The organism is Microbacterium sp. Leaf203, from assembly GCF_001421275.1.
Lineage (GTDB): Bacteria > Actinomycetota > Actinomycetes > Actinomycetales > Microbacteriaceae > Microbacterium > Microbacterium testaceum_A.
Map to the genome: position 1 here is coordinate 1,559,736 of NZ_LMKF01000022.1, position 18,063 is coordinate 1,577,798.

Here is an 18,063-nt window from a genome sequence, read left to right on the forward strand (position 1 = left end):
GGGGTCGCGCCTTCGGGTGCGGCCCCCGCTGCGGCCTGCGGGGTGTGTGCCTTCCCGAGCAGAGCGGGGCCCCTACCCCGATGCTCGGGAAGACACACACCCCTCCGGCCTCCGCTGGGTACGCTCCTTCGTCAGGACCGCCACTCGGCAATGAGCCACGGGGGCACTCGACTCGCGGCGGTATGAAAGAACGAGAAGGAGAAGGCAGTGGCAGGGGAACGACAGGCCCGAGTGGCGGACCGGATTCGCGTGGTGCTCGCCGAGCGTCTCGAGAAGGGGCTGCGCGACCCGCGGCTCGGATTCGTCACCATCACCGACGTGCGGGTCACGGGTGACCTCCAGCACGCGTCGGTGTTCTACACCGTCATGGGCGACGAGGCGCACCGCGCCGACACCGCCGCCGCGCTGAAGTCGGCGACCGGCATGCTGCGCAGCGAGGTCGGCAAGAACCTCAACACGCGCCTGACGCCGTCGCTCGAGTTCATCCTCGACGGAATCCCCGAGAACGCCGACCACATCTCAGCCCTCCTGCGCGAAGCGCGCGAGCGCGACGAGTCCGTCGCCGGTCTCGCCGCCTCGGCCGCGTACGCCGGCGACGCCGACCCGTACGTCAAGCCGCGCGACGAAGACGATGAGGACGACGTCGACGACGATGAGGATGACGACGACCTCGACGAGGAAGACGCCCCGCGCGCCTGACCCTCGACACGACACGGCCGGACCCCGCCACATCGGCGGAGTCCGGCCGTTCGTCTTGCCATGGCATCCGGACCGCGATCCTCGGGACGAGAAGAGCGACGTGCCGGTTCGAGGGCGGGATCAGGGCGGCGGGCGTCGGACCGGACTCGATTTCAGGATGCCGGGTGGCCCGGCAGGCGCAGATGCTCATCGGCCGCTTCCACGAGGCCGTCGGCGATGAGGGAGTCGATGGCGCGGTCGCGCTGCGCGGCATCCGGCCATTGGGGGATCACGGCGAACGCCGGGACGGCCGCGGGCGCAGCCTCGCGCAGGGTCTTCAGCACCGCCCCACGGGTTTGGCGATCGCTGCCCTCGTACGTGGCCTGTTTTCGTCGGCGGTCTTCGGATGCCGGGTACCCGGCCGCCCGCCACGCGCACTGCGTCGCGAGGGGGCACGCCTCGCACTTCGGCGCGCGGGCGGTGCAGACGATCGCGCCGAGTTCCATCGCGGCGGCGTTGACGATCGCGGACTCGGCGACGTCGGCGGGGAGCTCTGCCTCCATCGCCTCGAGGTCGCGGCGGTGCGGCGGACCCGGCTGCGCGCGACCCTCGATGGCGCGGGCGAGCACGCGTCGGGTGTTCGTGTCGACGACCGGATGCCGATCGCCGTACGCGAAGACCGCGACAGCCCGCGCGGTGTAGTCGCCGATCCCGGTGAGGGCCAGTAACGCCTCCACGTCGCGGGGAACGACCCCGTCGTGACGATCGCGGATCTCGACGGCGGCGCGGTGCAACCACAGCGCGCGGCGCGGATAGCCGAGGTTCGCCCACTGCGTGACGGCGTCGCCCGGGGGAGAGGCGGCGAGGTCGGCGGGCGTCGGCCAGCGCGTCAGCCACGCCTCGAGGTGCGGGACGACGCGGTTCACCGGCGTCTGCTGCAGCATGAACTCGCTGACGAGCGTGCCCCACGCCCCGAACCCCTCGCGGCGCCAGGGGAGGTCGCGGGCCGCGTCGCGGTACCACGCGATGAGCGGGGCGGCGAGTCCTGGCATCCGTCCAGCCTACGGTCGTCAGCGGGGCCGAACTTCACGCGTGAACGCTGTTCGCGCGCGTGAACGCGGGCTGCTCGCGTTTCTGCGCGCCATCGCGTTCGCGCATGCCGCGGGGCGCTGCGGCGGGGCCCTCGCGCGGTGGCGGGAGCGGTCCGGTGTCGGCGGTCGAAAGTAGGCTGGAGGCATGTCGAGTGAGAACCCCGTCGAGACCCTGCAGCGGAGCCTGCGCGACCTGATGCGGCAGAACGCCCGCGCGGGGCGCGTGGTGGTCGCGATCGATGCGCTCGACGCCGAGGCCGCCTCGACCTTCGCCGACGCGTTCGCCGCGGCGATCGAGGCCGAGGGAACCGCGGTGTTCCGCGAGAACCTCGCCGACCACGCCGACGACGTGCGCGAGCGCCTCGTCGCGCCGTTCCGTTCGGGTGAGCCCTTCGGTGACTCGCCGGCCGCGCCGGCCGATGCGGTGCTCGTCGTATCGGGCCGCTTCCTGCACGCCGCCGAGCTGCGCACGCTCTACAACTTCTCCGTCTGGCTCGAGAGCAACCCGCCCATCGGCGCTACGCGCCCGGAGCTTCCGGAGGCCGAGAAGCACTACCTCAGCGAGTCGCGGCCCCGCGTGGCGGCATCCGTCATCGTCGAGAACTCCGACCCCTCGCACCCGGTGCAGGTGTTCGGAGATTTCTGCTGATGGTGCGTCCCGGAATCCTCCTGGTCGACAAGCCCGGAGGCATCACCAGCCATGACGTCGTGTCGCGGGCGCGGCGCGCGCTCGGCACCCGCAAGATCGGGCACGCCGGCACGCTCGACCCGATGGCCACGGGCCTGCTTGTGCTCGGCGTCGAGGGCGCGACCCGCCTGCTGACCTACATCGTCGGCGCTGACAAGACCTACGAGGCCACCGTCCTGCTCGGAGTCGCCACCGACAGCGACGACGCCGACGGTGTCGAAACGGCTAGGGCGGATGCCGCTGCCGTCGCCGCCGTGACCGATGAGGCCATCGCGGCGGGCATCGCCGACCTCACCGGCGACATCCAGCAGGTGCCCAGCACCGTCTCGGCCATCAAGGTCGCGGGCCGTCGCGCCTACGACCTCGCGCGCGTCGGCGAAGAGGTCGAGCTGAAGGCGCGGAGCGTCACGGTCTCGCGGTTCGAGGTGCGCGAGACGCGCCGCGGCGAGGGCACGATCGAGCTCGATGTGGTCGTGGACTGCACGAGCGGCACGTACATCCGCGCTCTCGCTCGCGACCTCGGGCGCGCGGTCGGCGTCGGAGGGCACCTCACGGCTCTCCGTCGCACGCGCATCGGGGCGTTCGACGTCGTCGCCGCCGCATCCGTCGACGACATCGCCGAAGACGCCCTCGTCGCGCCCGCGACCGCGGCCGCCGTCGTGATGGGCGTCCTCGCCGTGGGCGACGACGAGGCACGAGATCTGCGGCACGGCAAGCGCATCGACGGGGGAGGCCGCCTGACCGGCGCGGTCGCGGCCGCGATCGACCCCGAGGGGCGTCTGATCGGCGTCGTCGAGAAACGCGGCACGCAGGTGAAGAGCGTCATGAACATGCCCGAGGAGGCCGCCCGATGATCCTGTGGTTCACGCTCGCCCAGGTGGGCATCGCCGTGCTCGCGGGTCTCGTCGCCATCACCGCGGGGCTCATCGGACGCCGGCCGGGAGACGTGACGGTCGGCTCGCTCGCCCTCATCGAGCTGCTGCTGATCGTGCAGATCGTCGTCGCGATCATCTCGCCGTTCGCGGGTAACCCACCCTCGGGCAGCCTGCTCGAGTTCTGGACCTACCTCGTGTCGGCCGCCCTGGTCCCGGTCGCCGGAGCCGCGTGGGCGCTGATCGAACGCAGCCGCTGGAGCACCGTCATCATGGGCGTCGCGGCCCTCGCCGTCGCGGTCATGGTGTGGCGCATGCACATCATCTGGACCGTGCAGCTGGCGTGAGGGCGCACCGCCGCTCGGCCACGGCGCGGGCGAACTAGAATCGACAGGTCATGGCATCCACCACTCCCACCCGCTCCCGGGGGATGACCGGCATCGGCCGTGTCCTCGTCGTCGTCTACGGCATCATGGCGCTCGCGGCCACGGGCCGCTCGTTCGTGCAGATCGTGCGCGAGTTCGACGACGCCCCTCTCGCGTACTCGCTGTCGGCTCTCGCCGCCGTCGTGTACATCCTCGCGACCCTCGCGCTCGTCTTCTCGGCGCGGCCCGCGTGGTACCGCGTCGCCTGGATCGCGATCGGCTTCGAGCTGGTGGGCGTGCTCGTCGTGGGCACCCTGAGCCTCGTTCTTCCCGCGCTGTTCCAGCACCCCACCGTGTGGTCGGTCTACGGCTACGGGTACCTGTTCATCCCGCTGGTGCTGCCCTTCCTCGGGCTCTGGTGGCTCACGCGCCATCGCCGGGCGACGCGATGATCGTCTTCCGCGATCCCTCCAAGGTCCCGGCGGACTTCGGGCCCTCGGTGGTGGCGATCGGAAAGTTCGACGGCGTGCACGCCGGCCACCGCGCCGTGATCGATCGTGCACGCATCGACGCGTCCGACGGCGCACGCGTCGTCGCGGTGACGTTCGACCGCAACCCGCTCAGCATCCTCCGCCCCGAGAAGTGCCCCCCCGACGTGATCGGGCCGCACCAGAAGCTCGAGTTGCTCGAGCGCGCCGGCGTCGACGCGACGCTGCTGCTGACCTTCGACGAGGAGCTCGCGGTGATCCCGGCCGACGAGTTCGTGCTCGCCGTGCTCGTGGAGGCGCTGCAGGCGCGCACGGTGCTCGTGGGCCGTGACTTCCGCTTCGGCGCCGGGGGAGCGGGCGGACCCGACCTCTTGGTCCGCATGGGAGCCGAGCACGGGTTCCGCGTCGATGTGGTCGACGACGTGCGGGCCGTCCACGCCGACCGGCGCGTGTCATCCACGTGGATCCGCGAGGCCCTCTCGGCGGGCGATGTCGCGACGGCCGCGCGCCTTCTGGGCCGCGCTCCCTCGGTGTGGGGCGAGGTCGTGCACGGGCTCAAGCGGGGCCGCGAGCTCGGCTACCCGACCGCGAACCTCTCGCCCGACCTCGAGGGCTTCGTCCCCGCCGACGGCGTGTACGCGGGCTGGCTCGTCGACGTCGACGGGGCTCGGCGCATCAGCTACCCGGCCGCGATCAGCGTCGGCACCAATCCCACCTTCGACGACGTGCACGCGCGGCAGGTCGAGGCGTACGTGATCGACGAGACCGGGCTGGACCTGTACGGCCACCACGTCGAGGTGCGTTTCGTGGAGCGGGTGCGCGAGATGACGGCGTTCGACGGCATCGACGCGTTGCTCGTGCAGATGGCGGACGACGTGGAGCGGGCGCGGGCGATCCTGCGCTGAGGTGCGGGCCGGGGCCGGGCTGGGTGGATTCGGGGCGCGTTGTGCGGCTCCGGGGCGGTGGACGTGGCCGCGGGGCGGTGGACGTGACCCCGGGGCCACCTGCGAACGACGGTTGCGGGGTGTTTCCGCACCGCGCCCGAGCGGCCCCGGAACACCCCGCCGCGCCCGCGTCAGTCCGGCCGCGACAGGTGATTCCGGATGCCGAGGAACGACGCCGCGGCCCCGAGCAGCATCAGCGCGGCGGTGAAGACGGCCGCGCGGTGGAAGCCGCCGAGGTCGAGCGAGCCGCCCACGACCGCCGAGACGGCCGCGATCGCCAGGAGCCCCGCGACGCGAGAGACGGCGTTGTTGACGGCCGAGGCGATGCCGGAGCGCTCGGTGTCGATGGCGCCGAGCACGGCCGCGGTGAGCGGTGAGACGGTGGCGGTGAGCCCCAGGCCCCACACGACGACGCCGGGCAGGATCTGCGTCCAGTAGTCGAAGTCGCCGCTGACGTTCAACAGCAGCAGAGCCCCGGCCGCCATCACAATCGGCCCGAGCGTCATGAACAGGCGCGGGCCGAAGCGCCCCGCGAGGGCGCCCATCCGCGAGCTCAGCAGGATCATCAGCACCGTGCTCGGCAGCGACGCAAGCCCGGCGAGGGTGGCGGGCAGCCCCGCGCCCTGCTGCAGGTAGACGCTCACCACGAAGCCGTTGAGCGACAGCGCGGCGTAGACGAAGACGGTCGCGAGGTTGCCCGCCCAGAAGTTGCGCGAACGGAAGAGGTCGAGCGGCATCATCGGGTCGCGCGCCGTGCGCTGACGCAGGAGGAACCCCGCGAACGACAGGATGCCGACGACCCCGGGGAGCCAGATGACGGGGGACGCCCAGCCGAGGTTCGGCTGCTCGATGAGGGCGAAGACGATGCCGCCGAGGCCGAGAGCGCACAGGACCGCGCCGAGGATGTCGACGCGGGCGCCGGGCCGACGGTGATCGCGGTGACCGAGACGGGCGAGCAACCACATGGTCACCGCGATGGGCAGCACGTTCACCAGGAACACCAGGCGCCACGACAGCGTGTCGACGAAGATGCCGCCGATGAGGGGCCCGGCGATCATGGCGACGGTCGTCGCTCCGGTCCAGATGCCGATCGCGCGGGCCTGAGCGGGCCCGCGGAACGTCGAGGTGATCAGGGCCAGCGAGCTCGGGACGAGGAGGGCGCCGGCGATGCCCTGCAACGCGCGGGCGACGATGAGGAACTCGGCGGTGGGGGCGGCGGCGATCGCCACCGACGTGAGCCCGAAACCGATCAGGCCGATCCGCAGCACCACGATGCGTCCGAGGACGTCGCTCAGTGATCCCGCGACCAGGATGAAGGCGCCGAGGGTCACCAGGTAGGCGTCGACGACCCATTGCTGCGTCGACAGTCCGCCACCGAGTTCGCCCGCGATCGCGGGGAGGGCGACGTTGACCACCGTCCCGTCGAGGAACGACACGAACGAGGCCAGGACGGCGATCGACAGGACGACCCGCTGCTCGCGTGTCATCGTCTCGGCCATGGCCCCAGCGTACGGTTCCCGCTGATCACGCGCGCGGGGTGGACAGCATCTCCGCCGGTGTCGGGGGACACGCCCGCGGAATACCCCCAGGGGGTATCGTGTTCTGGACGGAGTGACCGGAGGAGAAGCCATGCGCGACAACACCGATTCCCCGACGTCGACCGCCGAAGCCGTGCTCGACATCGAGGGCATGACCTGCGCCAGCTGCGTCGCCCGGGTCGAGAAGCGGCTCGGCCGCGTCGACGGGGTCGAGGCCGCGGTCAACCTCGCGACCGAGACCGCGCGGGTCCGGTACCCGGCCGACCTCGACCCCGCGACTCTCGTCGCCGCCGTGCGCTCCGCCGGCTACGACGCCACCGTGCGTCCGCGCTCCTCGTCTCGCGACACGACCGCAGGGGCCGCGGCATCCCTCCCGCTTTCGCTTCCGACGGAGGAGCGACCGGATGCCGGCACCCCCGCGCCGCATCCCGTCGCGGTTCCCGCTCCCGGCGGCGCCATCGACGCCACCACCGGCCACGCCCTCGACGGGGCCTCCGACCACGGGGTCTCCGACCACGGGGGCCACGTCCACGACACCGCCGACGCCCCGGGCTCCACCCCGCTGCGCGTGCGGCTGTGGGTGTCGCTCGCGTTGGCCGCCCCCGTCGTGGCCCTCGGCATGATCCCGGCGTGGCAGTTCCCCGGCTGGCAGTGGGTCTCGCTCGTGCTCGCGACGCCGATCGTGCTCTGGGGCGGATGGCCGTTCCACCGCGCGACGCTGCGCAATGCCCGCCACGGCACGGCGACCATGGACACCCTGATCACCCTGGGCACCTTCGCCGCCTATCTGTGGAGCGTGTGGGCCCTCGTGTTCGGGACGGCCGGGCGGATCGGCATCCGGCACGAGGTCACCCTGTTCGGCCCCGTGCACGACGCGAGCTCCGTCGTCTACTTCGAGGTCGCGGCGGCGGTGACGGTGTTCCTGCTGCTCGGCCGCGTGATCGAGCAGCGTTCCACTCGCCGCGCGGGAGCAGCGCTGCGTTCCCTGCTCGACCTCGGTGCCCGCGAGGCCGAGCTCGCGGACGGGAGCCGCATCGACGTCGATCGCCTCGCCGTGGGCGACGTGTTCGTCGTCCGGCCGGGAGCCACCGTCGCCACCGACGGCGAGGTCCTCGAGGGCACAGCCTCGGTGGATGAGAGCATGCTCACCGGCGAGGCGGTTCCGGTCGACGTCGGTCCCGGATCGATCCTCACCGGCGGCACGATCGCCGCGGGCGGGCGCCTGCTGGTGCGCGCGACCGGCGTGGGCGAGCAGACCCGCCTGGCCCGCATCGCCCGCCTGGTCGAAGACGCGCAGCTCGGCAAGAGCCGCGTCCAGCGGCTCGCCGATCGCATCTCGGGCGTCTTCGTCCCGGTCGTGATCGTCCTGGCCGTCGCGACCCTCGTCGCCTGGCTGCTGGCGGGGCAACCCGTCGCCGCCGGCTTCACCGCGGCCGTCGCGGTGCTCATCATCGCGTGCCCCTGCGCGCTCGGCCTCGCCACCCCCATCGCGATCCTCGTCGGCACCGGCCGCGGAGCGCAGCTCGGGATCCTCGTGACGGGACCCGCGGCCCTGGAGTCGGCCGAGCGCATCGACACGATCGTGCTCGACAAGACCGGGACCCTCACCTCGGGCCGGATGAGCGTCACGCAGGTCACGACCGTCGATGCCCAGGATGCCGCTGACGCCCTCGAGCGCGTCGCCGCCGTCGAGCGCGGCTCCGAGCACCCCGTCGCCCACGCCATCGTCGCCGCCGCAGGAGACGGGCCCGTCGCCACCGCCCTCGAGGCCCTGCCCGGCCGCGGCGTCACGGGGACCGTCGACGGAGTTCGCGTGTTCGCGGGGCGTCCGGCCCTGGCCGCCGAGTTCGGCGCCGAACTGCCGGTCGCTCTGGCGGACGCCGTGAGGGCGGGGGAGCAGCGCGGCACCGTCGTCGTGGCCGGGTGGGCCGACACCGACGGCGCCCTGCGTGCACGGATCGTGATCGAGGTGGCCGACACCGTCCGGGCCGAGAGCGCGGAGACCGTCGCCGAGCTGAAGGCGATGGGTCTCGAGCCGATCCTGCTCACCGGCGACAACGAGCACGTCGCTCGGGCGGTCGCCGCCGACCTCGGAATCGACCGCGTGCGGGCCGGCGTCCTCCCCGAGGGCAAGGTCGAGACGATCCGGGCGCTCCGCGCCGAGGGGCGCACCGTCGCGATGGTCGGCGACGGGGTCAACGACGCCGCCGCTCTGGCATCCGCCGATCTGGGCATCGCGATGGGCGGAGGGACCGATGCCGCGCTGCACGCGAGCGACGTGGCGCTCATGCGCGACGACCCGCGGGGCATCGTCACCGCCCTGGCGCTCAGCCGGCGCACGATGCGCGTCATCCGCGGCAACCTGTTCTGGGCCTTCGCGTACAACGTCGCCGCCCTGCCGCTGGCGGCGCTGGGACTTCTGAACCCGATGCTGGCGGGAGCCGCGATGGCGTTCTCGAGTGTCTTCGTCGTCCTCAACAGCCTGCGCCTGCGACGCGCGGTCTGACCCCCACGCGGGAGGGCCGCGGAGCGTCGTTTCGCGGCCCGCGCGGCGAGAAATTCCGACCCCTCACGCGGAATGCGGCTCGCGGACGCTAGAATGGTGGCGATCCCGACTTCCGCTGTCATCGCGAGCCGTTCCGGCGTAGACGCGTTGCGGGTCGCCGACACCGCTTCTTCGGCGGCGGTTCGAGCGACGAACTCCCGGGGTCACTGATCCACCGGCATTCGCCGGACGCTCCGGATTGTCATCCGGACGACACGCTCAGGAGGAGCATGCCGACTACGGCAACCGCGTCCCGAGGCTCGAGCCAACGACGCAGGAAGACCACGTCATCCCGACGAGACGACGAAGCACCCGTCATCCCGATTCTCGCCCGCAAGGTGCGCGAGATCGAGGCGAAGGCGCAGCGCGGAAAGCTCGGGCCCACCAATCGCGTCAAGTTCCAGGTGATCGCGTTCCTCGTGCGCGAGGAGCGCGCCCGGGTCAAGGCCGACACCGAGATCACCGACGCCGCGCGCGCCGAGCTGCTCAAGCGCCTCGACGGGGTCGCCACGATCCTCGCCAAGACCGCCGCGCGCGACACCTCGCTCATCCAGCTGCTCGAGGTCGACCAGGCCACATCTCCTGTCGCCCGCCGCATGCGCCGCGACTGGCTGCTGGAGTCCGGGGCCGAGCTCCCGCCCGACGAGCTCATCATCACCGACAACACGCCCAAGATCGCCCCCGTGGTGCCGGCGGCGCTGGCCGAGAAGCAGGTCGTCCCCGCCTCGATCGAGGCGCGCCAGATGTCCAACCCCTTCCTCGCCCCCGATCTCACGCCGCGCGCGAGCGGCGACGCCCCGCGTCGCCGCCTCGACGGCTGGGAGCTCATGGGCCCGCTGTACAAGGCGTTCGAGACCGGCGCCGGAGGATCGGCGGCCAGCATGGAGCTGCCGCCCGTCCCCGAGTTCGACCGGCTCTCGCCGCGCGGGCTCGAGGTCATGCCGCACCAGTCGCGCTTCCTCGAGGCCGTGCGCACCGGTCACCGCTCGTTCCTCCTCGCCGACGAGCCGGGCCTGGGCAAGACCGCCGAGTCGGTGCTCGCGGCATCCGTCGCCGACGCGTATCCGCTGCTGGTCGTCGTGCCGAACGTCGTCAAGATGAACTGGGCCCGCGAGGTGCAGCGGTGGACGCCGCAGCGCCGCGCGACCGTCATCTCGGGCGGTGGCGCCGACATCGACGCCTTCGCCGACGTCTTCATCGTCAACTACGAGATCCTCGACCGTCACCTGTCGTGGCTGTCGTCGATCGGCCTCAAGGGCGTCGTGGTCGACGAGGCGCACTTCATCAAGAACCTCACGTCGCAGCGCTCGCAGAACGTGCTGGCCCTGGCATCCCGCGTCCGTCAGCAGACCCGCGACCCGCTCATGCTGGCGCTCACGGGCACGCCGCTGATCAACGACGTCGAGGACTTCGACGCGATCTGGCGCTTCCTCGGCTGGACCAACGGCGAGAAGCCCGGTCCCGAGCTGATGGAGAAGCTGGATGCCACCGGCCTGACCCCCGCGGACAAGGCGTTCTACCCCGAGGCGCGCGAGGCCGTCATCTCGATGGGCATCGTCCGACGCAAGAAGAAGGACGTCGCCGCCGACCTCCCCGACAAGCTCGTCGCCGACCTCCCGGTCGAATTGGACGACGAGTTCGGGCGATCCATCCGTCAGGCCGAACGCGAGCTCGGCGCCCGCCTCGCGGCGAAATACCACCGGATCATCGAGGCGCGCGGGGACCGCGGTCTCGCCGCCGGAGAGATCGACGAGGACATCGTTCGCCTCGTCGCCCACGGCGAGCTCGAGGAGTCCAAGGCCGCGGGCTCGGGGAACGAGAACGTCTTCACGATGGTCCGCCGCATCGGCCAGGCCAAGGCGCACCTCGCCGCCGACTACGCCGTGCAGTTGCAGCGCTCGGTCGGCAAGGTCGTGTTCTTCGCCAAGCACATCGACGTCATGGACGCGGCGGAAGCCCACTTCAAGGCATCCGGGCTCAAGTCGGTGTCGGTCCGCGGTGAGCAGACCTCCACCGCGCGCCAGGCCGCGATCGACGCGTTCAACAGCGACCCCGACGTGGGAATCGCGGTGTGTTCCCTCACCGCCGCCGGCGTCGGCCTCAACATGCAGGCCGCCTCGAATGTCGTGCTCGCCGAGCTGTCGTGGACCGCCGCGGAGCAGACCCAGGCCATCGACCGCGTGCACCGCATCGGTCAGGGCGAACCCGTGACCGCGTGGCGCATCATCGCCGCGCACACGATCGACACGAAGATCGCGGAGCTCATCGACTCGAAGGAAGGGCTCGCCGCTCGCGCCCTCGACGGCCAGGCCATCGAGCCCGGCTCCAGCGACTCGGTGCAGCTGTCGGCGCTCATGCACCTGCTGCGTCAGGCGCTCGGCAAGGCCTGATCCTCGCCGCACGAACGCCCCGGTCGCTTCGGCGCCGGGGCGTTCCTGCGTTCCCGGGGTAGGAGCTCGCCCCTCGGCGGGGTCGCGGGGGTCCCGGCATCCGGCGCCCCTCCGTCACCGTGTGGCAGCGGTCCCGCCCGCGGCGATAAGGTCGAAGACGGCAACGGCGCCGACCCCTTCACCCGAATCACAGCACCAGAGGACTCTGCCCATGAAGATCGGCATCCTGACCAGCGGCGGCGACTGCCCCGGGCTGAACGCGGTCATCCGTGGCGTCGTGCTCAAGGGCACGACCAACTACGACATCGAATTCGTCGGCATCCGCGACGGGTGGCGCGGCGTCGTCGACGGCGACTTCTTCCCGCTCACGCGTCACGAGGTGAAGGGCCTGTCCAAGGTCGGCGGCACCATCCTCGGCACGAGCCGCACCAACCCCTACGAGGGGGCGCGCGGCGGCGCCGAGAACATCTCCAAGACGATGTACGGACACCGGCTCGACGGCATCCTGGCCATCGGCGGCGAGGGGACCCTGGCCGCGGCCGACCGCCTGTCGAAGGACGGCATCAACGTCCTCGGTGTGCCCAAGACGATCGACAACGACCTCCGCGCGACCGACTACTCGTTCGGTTTCGACACCGCCGTGAACATCGCGACGGATGCCATGGACCGCCTGCGCACCACCGGTGACTCGCACCAGCGCTGCATGGTGGCCGAGGTCATGGGCCGTCACGTCGGCTGGATCGCCCTGCACGCCGGCATCGCCGCGGGCGCGCACGTGATCTGCATCCCCGAGGTGCCGATGTCGATCGACGAGATCGTCGAGCAGGTCACCCGCGCTCACGACCGCGGCCGCGCGCCCCTGGTCGTCGTCTCGGAGGGCTTCAAGCTCACGGGCATGGACGAGGCGTTCAGCGACAAGGGCCTCGACGCCTTCAACCGTCCCCGCCTCGGCGGCATCGGCGAGCTGCTGGCGCCCGAGATCGAGCGCCTCACCGGCATCGAGACCCGCTCGACCGTGCTCGGCCACATCCAGCGCGGCGGCTCGCCGTCGGCCTTCGACCGCGTACTCGCGACGCGCCTGGGCCTGCACGCCGCCGACGCGCTGCACGAGGGCGCCTGGGGCCAGATGGTCGCGATGCGCGGCACCGACATCGTGCGCGTCCCCTTCGCCGACGCCCTCGGCGAGCTCAACAGCGTCCCGCTGTATCGCTACGAGGAGGCCGCCGCGCTGTTCGGCTGAGCCTGCTGCTGGTGCGACGCCCCGTCCTGCCGTGTGCGGGGCGGGGCGTCGTGCTGCGGCGGGGCCCGGACCATATCCCCGTTTGTGTTGAGCCATGTCCCACTTTTGGTTGCCTAGGCGCCTTCCAGGCAGCCGAAAGTGGGACATGGTCGCGGCATCGGCCCGGCTTCTCGCGCGGTGGCCTGTGGACAACCGTGGATGGGGCTGGCAGAGGCGAGAAGCTGAGGGATGCCGCGTCCTCGACTTCTGCCTGACCAGCTTTCCGAGCACTTCTCCGTCGGCGCCGCCGTTGAGCTGGGGGTGACGCGTGCTCGGTTGCGCGCCGCAGATTTGGATTCGCCGTTCCATGGCATCCGATCGTCGACGACCGCTCCGCCCTCGTCTCTGATCCAGCAGTGCCTCGTGTACGCGCCGCGCCTGATGCCCTGGCAGTTCTTCAGCCACGAGACGGCGCTTGCTCTGCGGGGAGTATGCACTCCGGAGTGGCCGTACGTGCCGCGGATCCATGTTTCCGTGCACCGACCGGCGAGGGAGCCGCGGACGCAAGGAGTCGTCGGCCACCGTCTGCAAGCGCGCGCACCGGCGTTCTCGGCCGGCCTGCTCGACCTGCCGGTCGAGAACCCCGTCCGGGCGTGGAGATAGTGCGGGCGGCTCTGGCCCCTTGATGACCTGGTCGCTGCGGCCGATGCGCTCCTGAGCGGGCGGACGCCGATGGCCGACGCAGTGCAGCTGCGGTCTGAGGTTAGAGAGATGGGCGACGTTCGAGGCGGTGTCCTGCGTGCGGCGGTCGACCTCGCCCGACCCAGCGTCCGGTCACCGAGAGAGACACGTCTGCGACTTCTGCGGGCTCGGAACGGGCTCCCGGCGCCCGAGGTCAACGCCGACATCTTCGACTCGCGGGGCATGTTCGTCGCGGAGATCGACCTCGCCTTCCCTCGATGGATGGTCGCCGTCGAGTACGACGGACGCGTCCACGCCGAGGACGAGCGACAGTTCGCCCGAGATGCCGACCGGTGGACCGCCATCCGGGCGGCGGGGTGGGATCACGTGCGCGTGCTGAACCATCACCTTCGAGAGGGAGGAGCCTCGGCCGTCGCCCTCGCCCGCGAGGCGCTCATCAGAGCCGGTTGGCGGCCGGGGCTTTGAGCGGATGCGCGCTGACCCATGTCCCGAAAAAGGTCGCCTGCGCGATGTGCAGACAGCGAAAAGTGGGACACGGTCTGCACAAATCGGGACATGGGTCGGCAACGGAGCGATTGCGAACGCCCCCACACGCGCCGAACGCCCCGCCGCGCGAGGCGACGGGGCGTTCGAGAGCGCCGCGCGCGGGTCAGTCGGAGAGGCCGAGCACGTCGAGGAGCCACGCGAGCTCGAAGGCGCGCTCGCGCCAGGCGTTGTAGCGACCGCTCACGCCGCCGTGGCCGGCGATCATCTCGCACTTCAGCATCGCGTCGGCGCCGACCTCGCGCAGGCGGGCGACCCACTTCGCGGGCTCGACGTACAGCACGCGGGTGTCGTTGAGCGAGGTGACCGCGAGGATGCGGGGATACTCGACACCCTCGCGCACGTTCTCGTACGGGGAGTACGACTTCATGTAGGCGTAGACGTCGGCGTCGTGCAGGGGGTCGCCCCATTCGTCCCACTCGATCACCGTGAGCGGCAGCGAGGGGTCGAGGATCGTTGTCAGGGCGTCGACGAACGGCACGTCGGCCAGGATGCCGGCGAACAGCTCGGGTGCGAGGTTGGCCACGGCGCCCATGAGCAGGCCGCCCGCGCTGCCGCCCTCGGCGACCATGCGGTCGGGGGTGGTGTAGCCGCTGTCGACGAGGTGCCGTGCCGCGGCGACGAAGTCGGTGAAGGTGTTGCGCTTCGCGCGCATCTTGCCGTCTTCGTACCACTGCCGGCCCATCTCGCCGCCCCCGCGCACGTGCGCGACGGCGAAGACGACGCCGCGGTCGAGCAGCGACAGGCGGGCGACCGAGAACCCGGGCTCGATCGAGTGCTCGTACGAGCCGTAGCCGTACAGGTGCACGGGGCGAGGGGCATCGCCAGGCTCGCCGAACGAGCGCTTCCACACGAGCGACACCGGAACCTGCGTGCCGTCGTCGGCGGGAGCCCAGACGCGCGCCTGGCCGTAGTCGGCGGGGTCGAAGCCGCCCAGCACGGGCTGGCGCTTGCGCAGCAGCAGTTCGCCGGTCTCGACGACGTAGTCGTACACGGTGCCGGGGGTGACGAACGAGCCGTAGCCCAGGCGCAGCACCGGGGGAGCGTACTCGGGATTGCCACCCGTGCCGACGCTGTAGAGCGGCTCGTCGAACGCGATCTCGGTCACGGCGCCGTCGGCGTACGACAGCAAGCCGAGGCGGGCGAGGCCGTCGCGGCGGTAGCCGACCACGCCCCAGTCTCGGAACGTGTCGACGCCCAGCAGACGGTGGCCGGGGTGATGGGCGATCACGGTCTCGCGGGCGCCCTGGGGATCGGATGCCGACACCCGGACGAGCTCGAAGTCGAGCGCGCCGTCGTTGTGCAGGACGTAGAGCACGTCCTCGCCGTCGACGACGGCGTGCGAGGAGGAGTACTCGACGCCCTCGCGCCGCGGCCACACCACGCGGGGCTCACCGCGGAGGTCGTCGGCGTCGAGGATCCACTCCTCGCTCGTGATCGACGAGCCCATCTCGATCATCAGGTACCGATCGCTGCGCGTGAAGTCGGCGCCGACCCAATAGCGGTCGTCGGGCTCGTGGAAGAGCTTCACGTCGTCGTCGACGGGCGTGCCGATCTCGTGCAGCCACACGGTGTCGGGGCGCCAGGCGTCATCCACCGTGGTGTAGACGATGAAGCGCCCGTCGGGAGAGAACGTCGCCCCCGAGAAGGTCCCCGGGATCTCGTCGGCGAGCGTCGCGTCGGTGGTGAGGTCGCGCAGGCGCACGGTGTAGCGCTCGTCGCCGGCGACATCGATGCCGTAGAGCATGCGCGTGCCGTCGTTCGAGATCTCGAAGCTCCCGAGCGAGAAGAAGTCGGTGCCCTCGGCCTCGACATTGCCGTCGAACAGCACCTGCTCGCCGGGCACGGGGGAGCCGGGCGAGAGGGTGGGCGGGGTCCAGTCGTCGGGGGACTCGAGGGGGGCGCGGCACTGGATGCCGTACTGCGCGCCGGCGACCGTGCGACCGTAGTACCACCAGTCGCCGCGACGGGCGGGCACCGACAGGTCGGTCTCGAGCGTTCGCCCCTTGATCTCGCCGAAGATCGCGTCGCGCAGCGGCCCGAGGTGAGCGGTGCGCTCTGCGGTGTACGCGTTCTCGGCCTCGAGGTGCGCGATCACCTCGGCGTCGTCCTTCGCGCGCAGCCATTCGTACGGGTCGTCGAAGGTGTCCCCGTGATGCGTGCGCGCGACGGGGCGGCGGTCGGCAACGGGTGGGGTGGGCTTCGGGTCGAGATCGGTCACCGTTCCACGGTAGTGCGCCCCTGAGCCATCGGTCCGCAGAGAAGACACGGGATGCCGTGCCCCGGCCGCCGGGCAAGTTTGACCGCCGCGCCCCTCGGTGAAATGATGTCGAGGCGACACCGATGAACAGGTGTCGAACTCCAGGTGAACTCTTCGTTCGTCGCGCCGATCCCGTCGGCATCCCTTCTTCCTTCTCACGGAAAGCGAACGGTGGAGAGCGCAGCCCTCATCATCGTGCTGGTCATCGCGCTGGCACTGTTCTTCGATTTCACCAACGGATTCCACGACACCGCGAACGCGATGGCCACGCCCATCGCGACGGGTGCGCTGAAGCCGAAGGTCGCGGTCCTGTTGGCGGCCAGCCTCAACCTGGTCGGGGCGTTCCTGTCGACCGAGGTGGCCAAGACGATCTCGGGCGGCATGATCCGCGAGGAGCAGCTCAGTCCCGACATCTTCCCGCCCATCATCTTCGCGGGCCTCATCGGCGCAATCACGTGGAACATGCTCACGTGGCTGCTCGGCCTGCCGTCGAGCTCGTCGCACGCCCTCTTCGGCGGCCTGATCGGCGCGACCCTCGTGGGCGTCGGCGCGTCGGCGATCGACACCGGGGTGGTGCTGAGCAAGGTCATCCTCCCGGCGCTCATCGCGCCGCTCACGGCCGGGATCATCGCCTTCGTCGTGACGAAGATCGCCTACGGCGTCACCCGCCGCTACGACATGAAGGCCGACGGCCGCGACGGCTTCCGCTGGGGCCAGATCTTCACCTCGTCGCTGGTCGCGCTGGCGCACGGCACGAACGACGCGCAGAAGACCATGGGCGTCATCACCCTCGCCCTCATCACGGTCGGCTGGCAGTCCTCGGCCAACCCCGACCCGCAGCTCTGGGTCGTCTTCGCGTGCGCCCTGACGATCGCCCTCGGCACCTACATGGGCGGCTGGCGCATCATCCGCACCCTCGGCAAGGGCCTGACCGACGTGAAGCCCGCGCAGGGCTTCTCGGCCGAGACCTCGACCGCGGCGACGATCCTCGCCTCCAGCGCCCTGGGCTTCGCACTCTCGACCACCCAGGTGGCATCCGGATCCGTCATCGGCTCGGGCCTCGGCCGCCGCGGATCGACCGTGCGGTGGAACACCGTCGGTCGCATCATGATCGGCTGGGTGCTGACGCTCCCCGCCGCCGGTGCCGTCGGCGCCGCCGCGGCCCTCATCGTCGTCTGGCTGGGCGGCTGGGGCGTGGCCGTCGACGCGGTGATCGCCGTCGTCATCATCCTCGGCCTGTTCCTGCGCTCGCGTCGCGACTCGGTCACCTCGGCCAACGCGATGAGCGAGGTCGCCGACTCCGGCGCCGCGGTCAAGGTGCCGCGCAAGCCCGGCCCGACGCGTCGCCAGCGCCGTCTCGAGCGCGACAAGGCCGGAAAGGACGCCTGATGCTGATCAACTGGGAAGCCTTCCTCCAGGTCTTCGTCGCGGCCATCGTGGGCGCCTCGATCGTCGTGACGTTCTACTCGCTGGGTCTGCGCCTGCTCGTGACCGGCGGGCGTCCGCCCCTGGTCTCTCCGGCGGAGTTCACGGATGCCATCACCGTGCTCTCCGACAAGCAGAAACGCCGCGCCGAGAAGGCGGTGGTGAAGGCCGCGCAGAAGAACCCGCTCAGCGACGGACAGAAGCGGCTGGCGCTCGTGGGCGCCTACGCGTGCTTCGCGGTGTGCGCCGCCGCCGTGCTGGGTGCGCTGCTGCTCATCCTGTTCAACCACTGAGCGGCCGACGCCGCGGCGGCGG

Annotated in this window: 15 protein-coding genes; 12 read left to right on the forward strand and 3 right to left on the reverse strand. The window is 71.3% G+C overall.

The window, feature by feature from the left end; translation table 11 throughout:
- The first annotated feature begins 207 nt into the window (after positions 1 to 207).
- Positions 208 to 699, forward strand: coding sequence for a 30S ribosome-binding factor RbfA (gene rbfA, locus ASE56_RS08485; protein WP_056227240.1), 492 nt, complete (start codon positions 208 to 210; stop codon positions 697 to 699).
- A 152-nt stretch (positions 700 to 851) separates the two neighbouring features.
- Here the strand turns inward: rbfA and ASE56_RS08490 are convergent, their stop codons facing one another.
- Complete coding sequence (locus ASE56_RS08490) at positions 852 to 1,730, reverse strand: A/G-specific adenine glycosylase (RefSeq protein WP_056227243.1); 879 nt, start codon at positions 1,728 to 1,730, stop codon at positions 852 to 854.
- 184 nt (positions 1,731 to 1,914) lie between these two features.
- Between ASE56_RS08490 and ASE56_RS08495 the strand changes: the two genes are divergently transcribed.
- From ASE56_RS08495 to ASE56_RS08515, 5 genes are read left to right on the forward strand one after another with little or no spacing between them, the layout of a single operon-like run.
- Positions 1,915 to 2,418, forward strand: coding sequence for a hypothetical protein (locus ASE56_RS08495; RefSeq protein WP_056227246.1), 504 nt, complete (start codon positions 1,915 to 1,917; stop codon positions 2,416 to 2,418).
- Positions 2,418 to 3,311: a tRNA pseudouridine(55) synthase TruB gene (truB, locus tag ASE56_RS08500; protein ID WP_056227249.1), complete on the forward strand. Its 894-nt coding sequence runs from the start codon at positions 2,418 to 2,420 to the stop codon at positions 3,309 to 3,311. Before ASE56_RS08495 ends, truB begins: the two co-directional genes overlap by 1 nt.
- The gene (locus tag ASE56_RS08505) at positions 3,308 to 3,676 is read left to right on the forward strand and encodes a hypothetical protein (RefSeq protein WP_056227254.1); all 369 of its coding nucleotides are present in this window, start codon (positions 3,308 to 3,310) and stop codon (positions 3,674 to 3,676) included. Before truB ends, ASE56_RS08505 begins: the two co-directional genes overlap by 4 nt.
- 50 nt (positions 3,677 to 3,726) lie before the next feature.
- Positions 3,727 to 4,146 carry a hypothetical protein gene (locus tag ASE56_RS08510; protein WP_056227257.1) on the forward strand — a complete coding sequence of 140 codons (420 nt, stop codon included), beginning with the start codon at positions 3,727 to 3,729 and terminating at the stop codon, positions 4,144 to 4,146.
- The gene (locus ASE56_RS08515) at positions 4,143 to 5,087 is read left to right on the forward strand and encodes a bifunctional riboflavin kinase/FAD synthetase (RefSeq protein WP_056227260.1); all 945 of its coding nucleotides are present in this window, start codon (positions 4,143 to 4,145) and stop codon (positions 5,085 to 5,087) included. The genes ASE56_RS08510 and ASE56_RS08515 overlap by 4 nt, the downstream gene beginning before the upstream one ends.
- 170 nt (positions 5,088 to 5,257) lie before the next feature.
- Here the strand turns inward: ASE56_RS08515 and ASE56_RS08520 are convergent, their stop codons facing one another.
- Complete coding sequence (locus tag ASE56_RS08520; protein WP_056227263.1) at positions 5,258 to 6,625, reverse strand: MFS transporter; 1,368 nt, start codon at positions 6,623 to 6,625, stop codon at positions 5,258 to 5,260.
- A 130-nt stretch (positions 6,626 to 6,755) separates the two neighbouring features.
- On the opposite strand from ASE56_RS08520, the gene ASE56_RS08525 reads away from it, so the two are divergent.
- The 4 genes from ASE56_RS08525 to ASE56_RS08545 all read left to right on the forward strand — a co-directional run bounded on the left by ASE56_RS08525 (position 6,756) and on the right by ASE56_RS08545 (position 13,985).
- Positions 6,756 to 9,170, forward strand: a complete 2,415-nt coding sequence (locus ASE56_RS08525; RefSeq protein ID WP_056227266.1) for a cation-translocating P-type ATPase — start codon at positions 6,756 to 6,758, stop codon at positions 9,168 to 9,170.
- A gap of 269 nt (positions 9,171 to 9,439) precedes the next feature.
- Positions 9,440 to 11,599 (forward strand): DEAD/DEAH box helicase, encoded by a 2,160-nt coding sequence (locus ASE56_RS08530; protein WP_056227269.1) that lies wholly within the window; start codon positions 9,440 to 9,442, stop codon positions 11,597 to 11,599.
- Positions 11,600 to 11,810: 211 nt separating this feature from the next.
- A complete protein-coding gene (locus ASE56_RS08535) occupies positions 11,811 to 12,839 on the forward strand; it encodes a 6-phosphofructokinase (RefSeq protein WP_056227271.1) in 1,029 nt (342 codons plus the stop codon).
- Between the two features lie 750 nt (positions 12,840 to 13,589).
- Positions 13,590 to 13,985 (forward strand): hypothetical protein, encoded by a 396-nt coding sequence (locus ASE56_RS08545; RefSeq protein WP_056227277.1) that lies wholly within the window; start codon positions 13,590 to 13,592, stop codon positions 13,983 to 13,985.
- Positions 13,986 to 14,169: 184 nt separating this feature from the next.
- On the opposite strand, the gene ASE56_RS08550 is transcribed toward ASE56_RS08545, so the two are convergent.
- Positions 14,170 to 16,284: a S9 family peptidase gene (locus tag ASE56_RS08550; RefSeq protein WP_056227280.1), complete on the reverse strand. Its 2,115-nt coding sequence runs from the start codon at positions 16,282 to 16,284 to the stop codon at positions 14,170 to 14,172.
- Between the two features lie 210 nt (positions 16,285 to 16,494).
- On the opposite strand from ASE56_RS08550, the gene ASE56_RS08555 reads away from it, so the two are divergent.
- Entirely contained in the window at positions 16,495 to 17,712 is a 1,218-nt protein-coding gene (locus ASE56_RS08555; protein ID WP_056227283.1) for an inorganic phosphate transporter, read from the forward strand.
- Complete coding sequence (locus ASE56_RS08560) at positions 17,712 to 18,041, forward strand: hypothetical protein (protein ID WP_056227286.1); 330 nt, start codon at positions 17,712 to 17,714, stop codon at positions 18,039 to 18,041. Before ASE56_RS08555 ends, ASE56_RS08560 begins: the two co-directional genes overlap by 1 nt.
- The last annotated feature ends 22 nt before the right edge of the window (positions 18,042 to 18,063 follow it).

Excerpts from the sequence above, each read along its gene's own strand:
- ASE56_RS08490 (WP_056227243.1), bottom strand. The coding sequence starts at position 1,730 with ATGCCAGGACTCGCCGCCCCGCTCATCGCGTGGTACCGCGACGCGGCC.
- ASE56_RS08495 (WP_056227246.1), top strand. The coding sequence starts at position 1,915 with ATGTCGAGTGAGAACCCCGTCGAGACCCTGCAGCGGAGCCTGCGCGAC.
- truB (WP_056227249.1), top strand. The coding sequence starts at position 2,418 with ATGGTGCGTCCCGGAATCCTCCTGGTCGACAAGCCCGGAGGCATCACC.
- ASE56_RS08505 (WP_056227254.1), top strand. The coding sequence starts at position 3,308 with ATGATCCTGTGGTTCACGCTCGCCCAGGTGGGCATCGCCGTGCTCGCG.
- ASE56_RS08510 (WP_056227257.1), top strand. The coding sequence starts at position 3,727 with ATGGCATCCACCACTCCCACCCGCTCCCGGGGGATGACCGGCATCGGC.
- ASE56_RS08515 (WP_056227260.1), top strand. The coding sequence starts at position 4,143 with ATGATCGTCTTCCGCGATCCCTCCAAGGTCCCGGCGGACTTCGGGCCC.
- ASE56_RS08520 (WP_056227263.1), bottom strand. The coding sequence starts at position 6,625 with ATGGCCGAGACGATGACACGCGAGCAGCGGGTCGTCCTGTCGATCGCC.
- ASE56_RS08525 (WP_056227266.1), top strand. The coding sequence starts at position 6,756 with ATGCGCGACAACACCGATTCCCCGACGTCGACCGCCGAAGCCGTGCTC.
- ASE56_RS08530 (WP_056227269.1), top strand. The coding sequence starts at position 9,440 with ATGCCGACTACGGCAACCGCGTCCCGAGGCTCGAGCCAACGACGCAGG.
- ASE56_RS08535 (WP_056227271.1), top strand. The coding sequence starts at position 11,811 with ATGAAGATCGGCATCCTGACCAGCGGCGGCGACTGCCCCGGGCTGAAC.
- ASE56_RS08545 (WP_056227277.1), top strand. The coding sequence starts at position 13,590 with ATGGGCGACGTTCGAGGCGGTGTCCTGCGTGCGGCGGTCGACCTCGCC.
- ASE56_RS08560 (WP_056227286.1), top strand. The coding sequence starts at position 17,712 with ATGCTGATCAACTGGGAAGCCTTCCTCCAGGTCTTCGTCGCGGCCATC.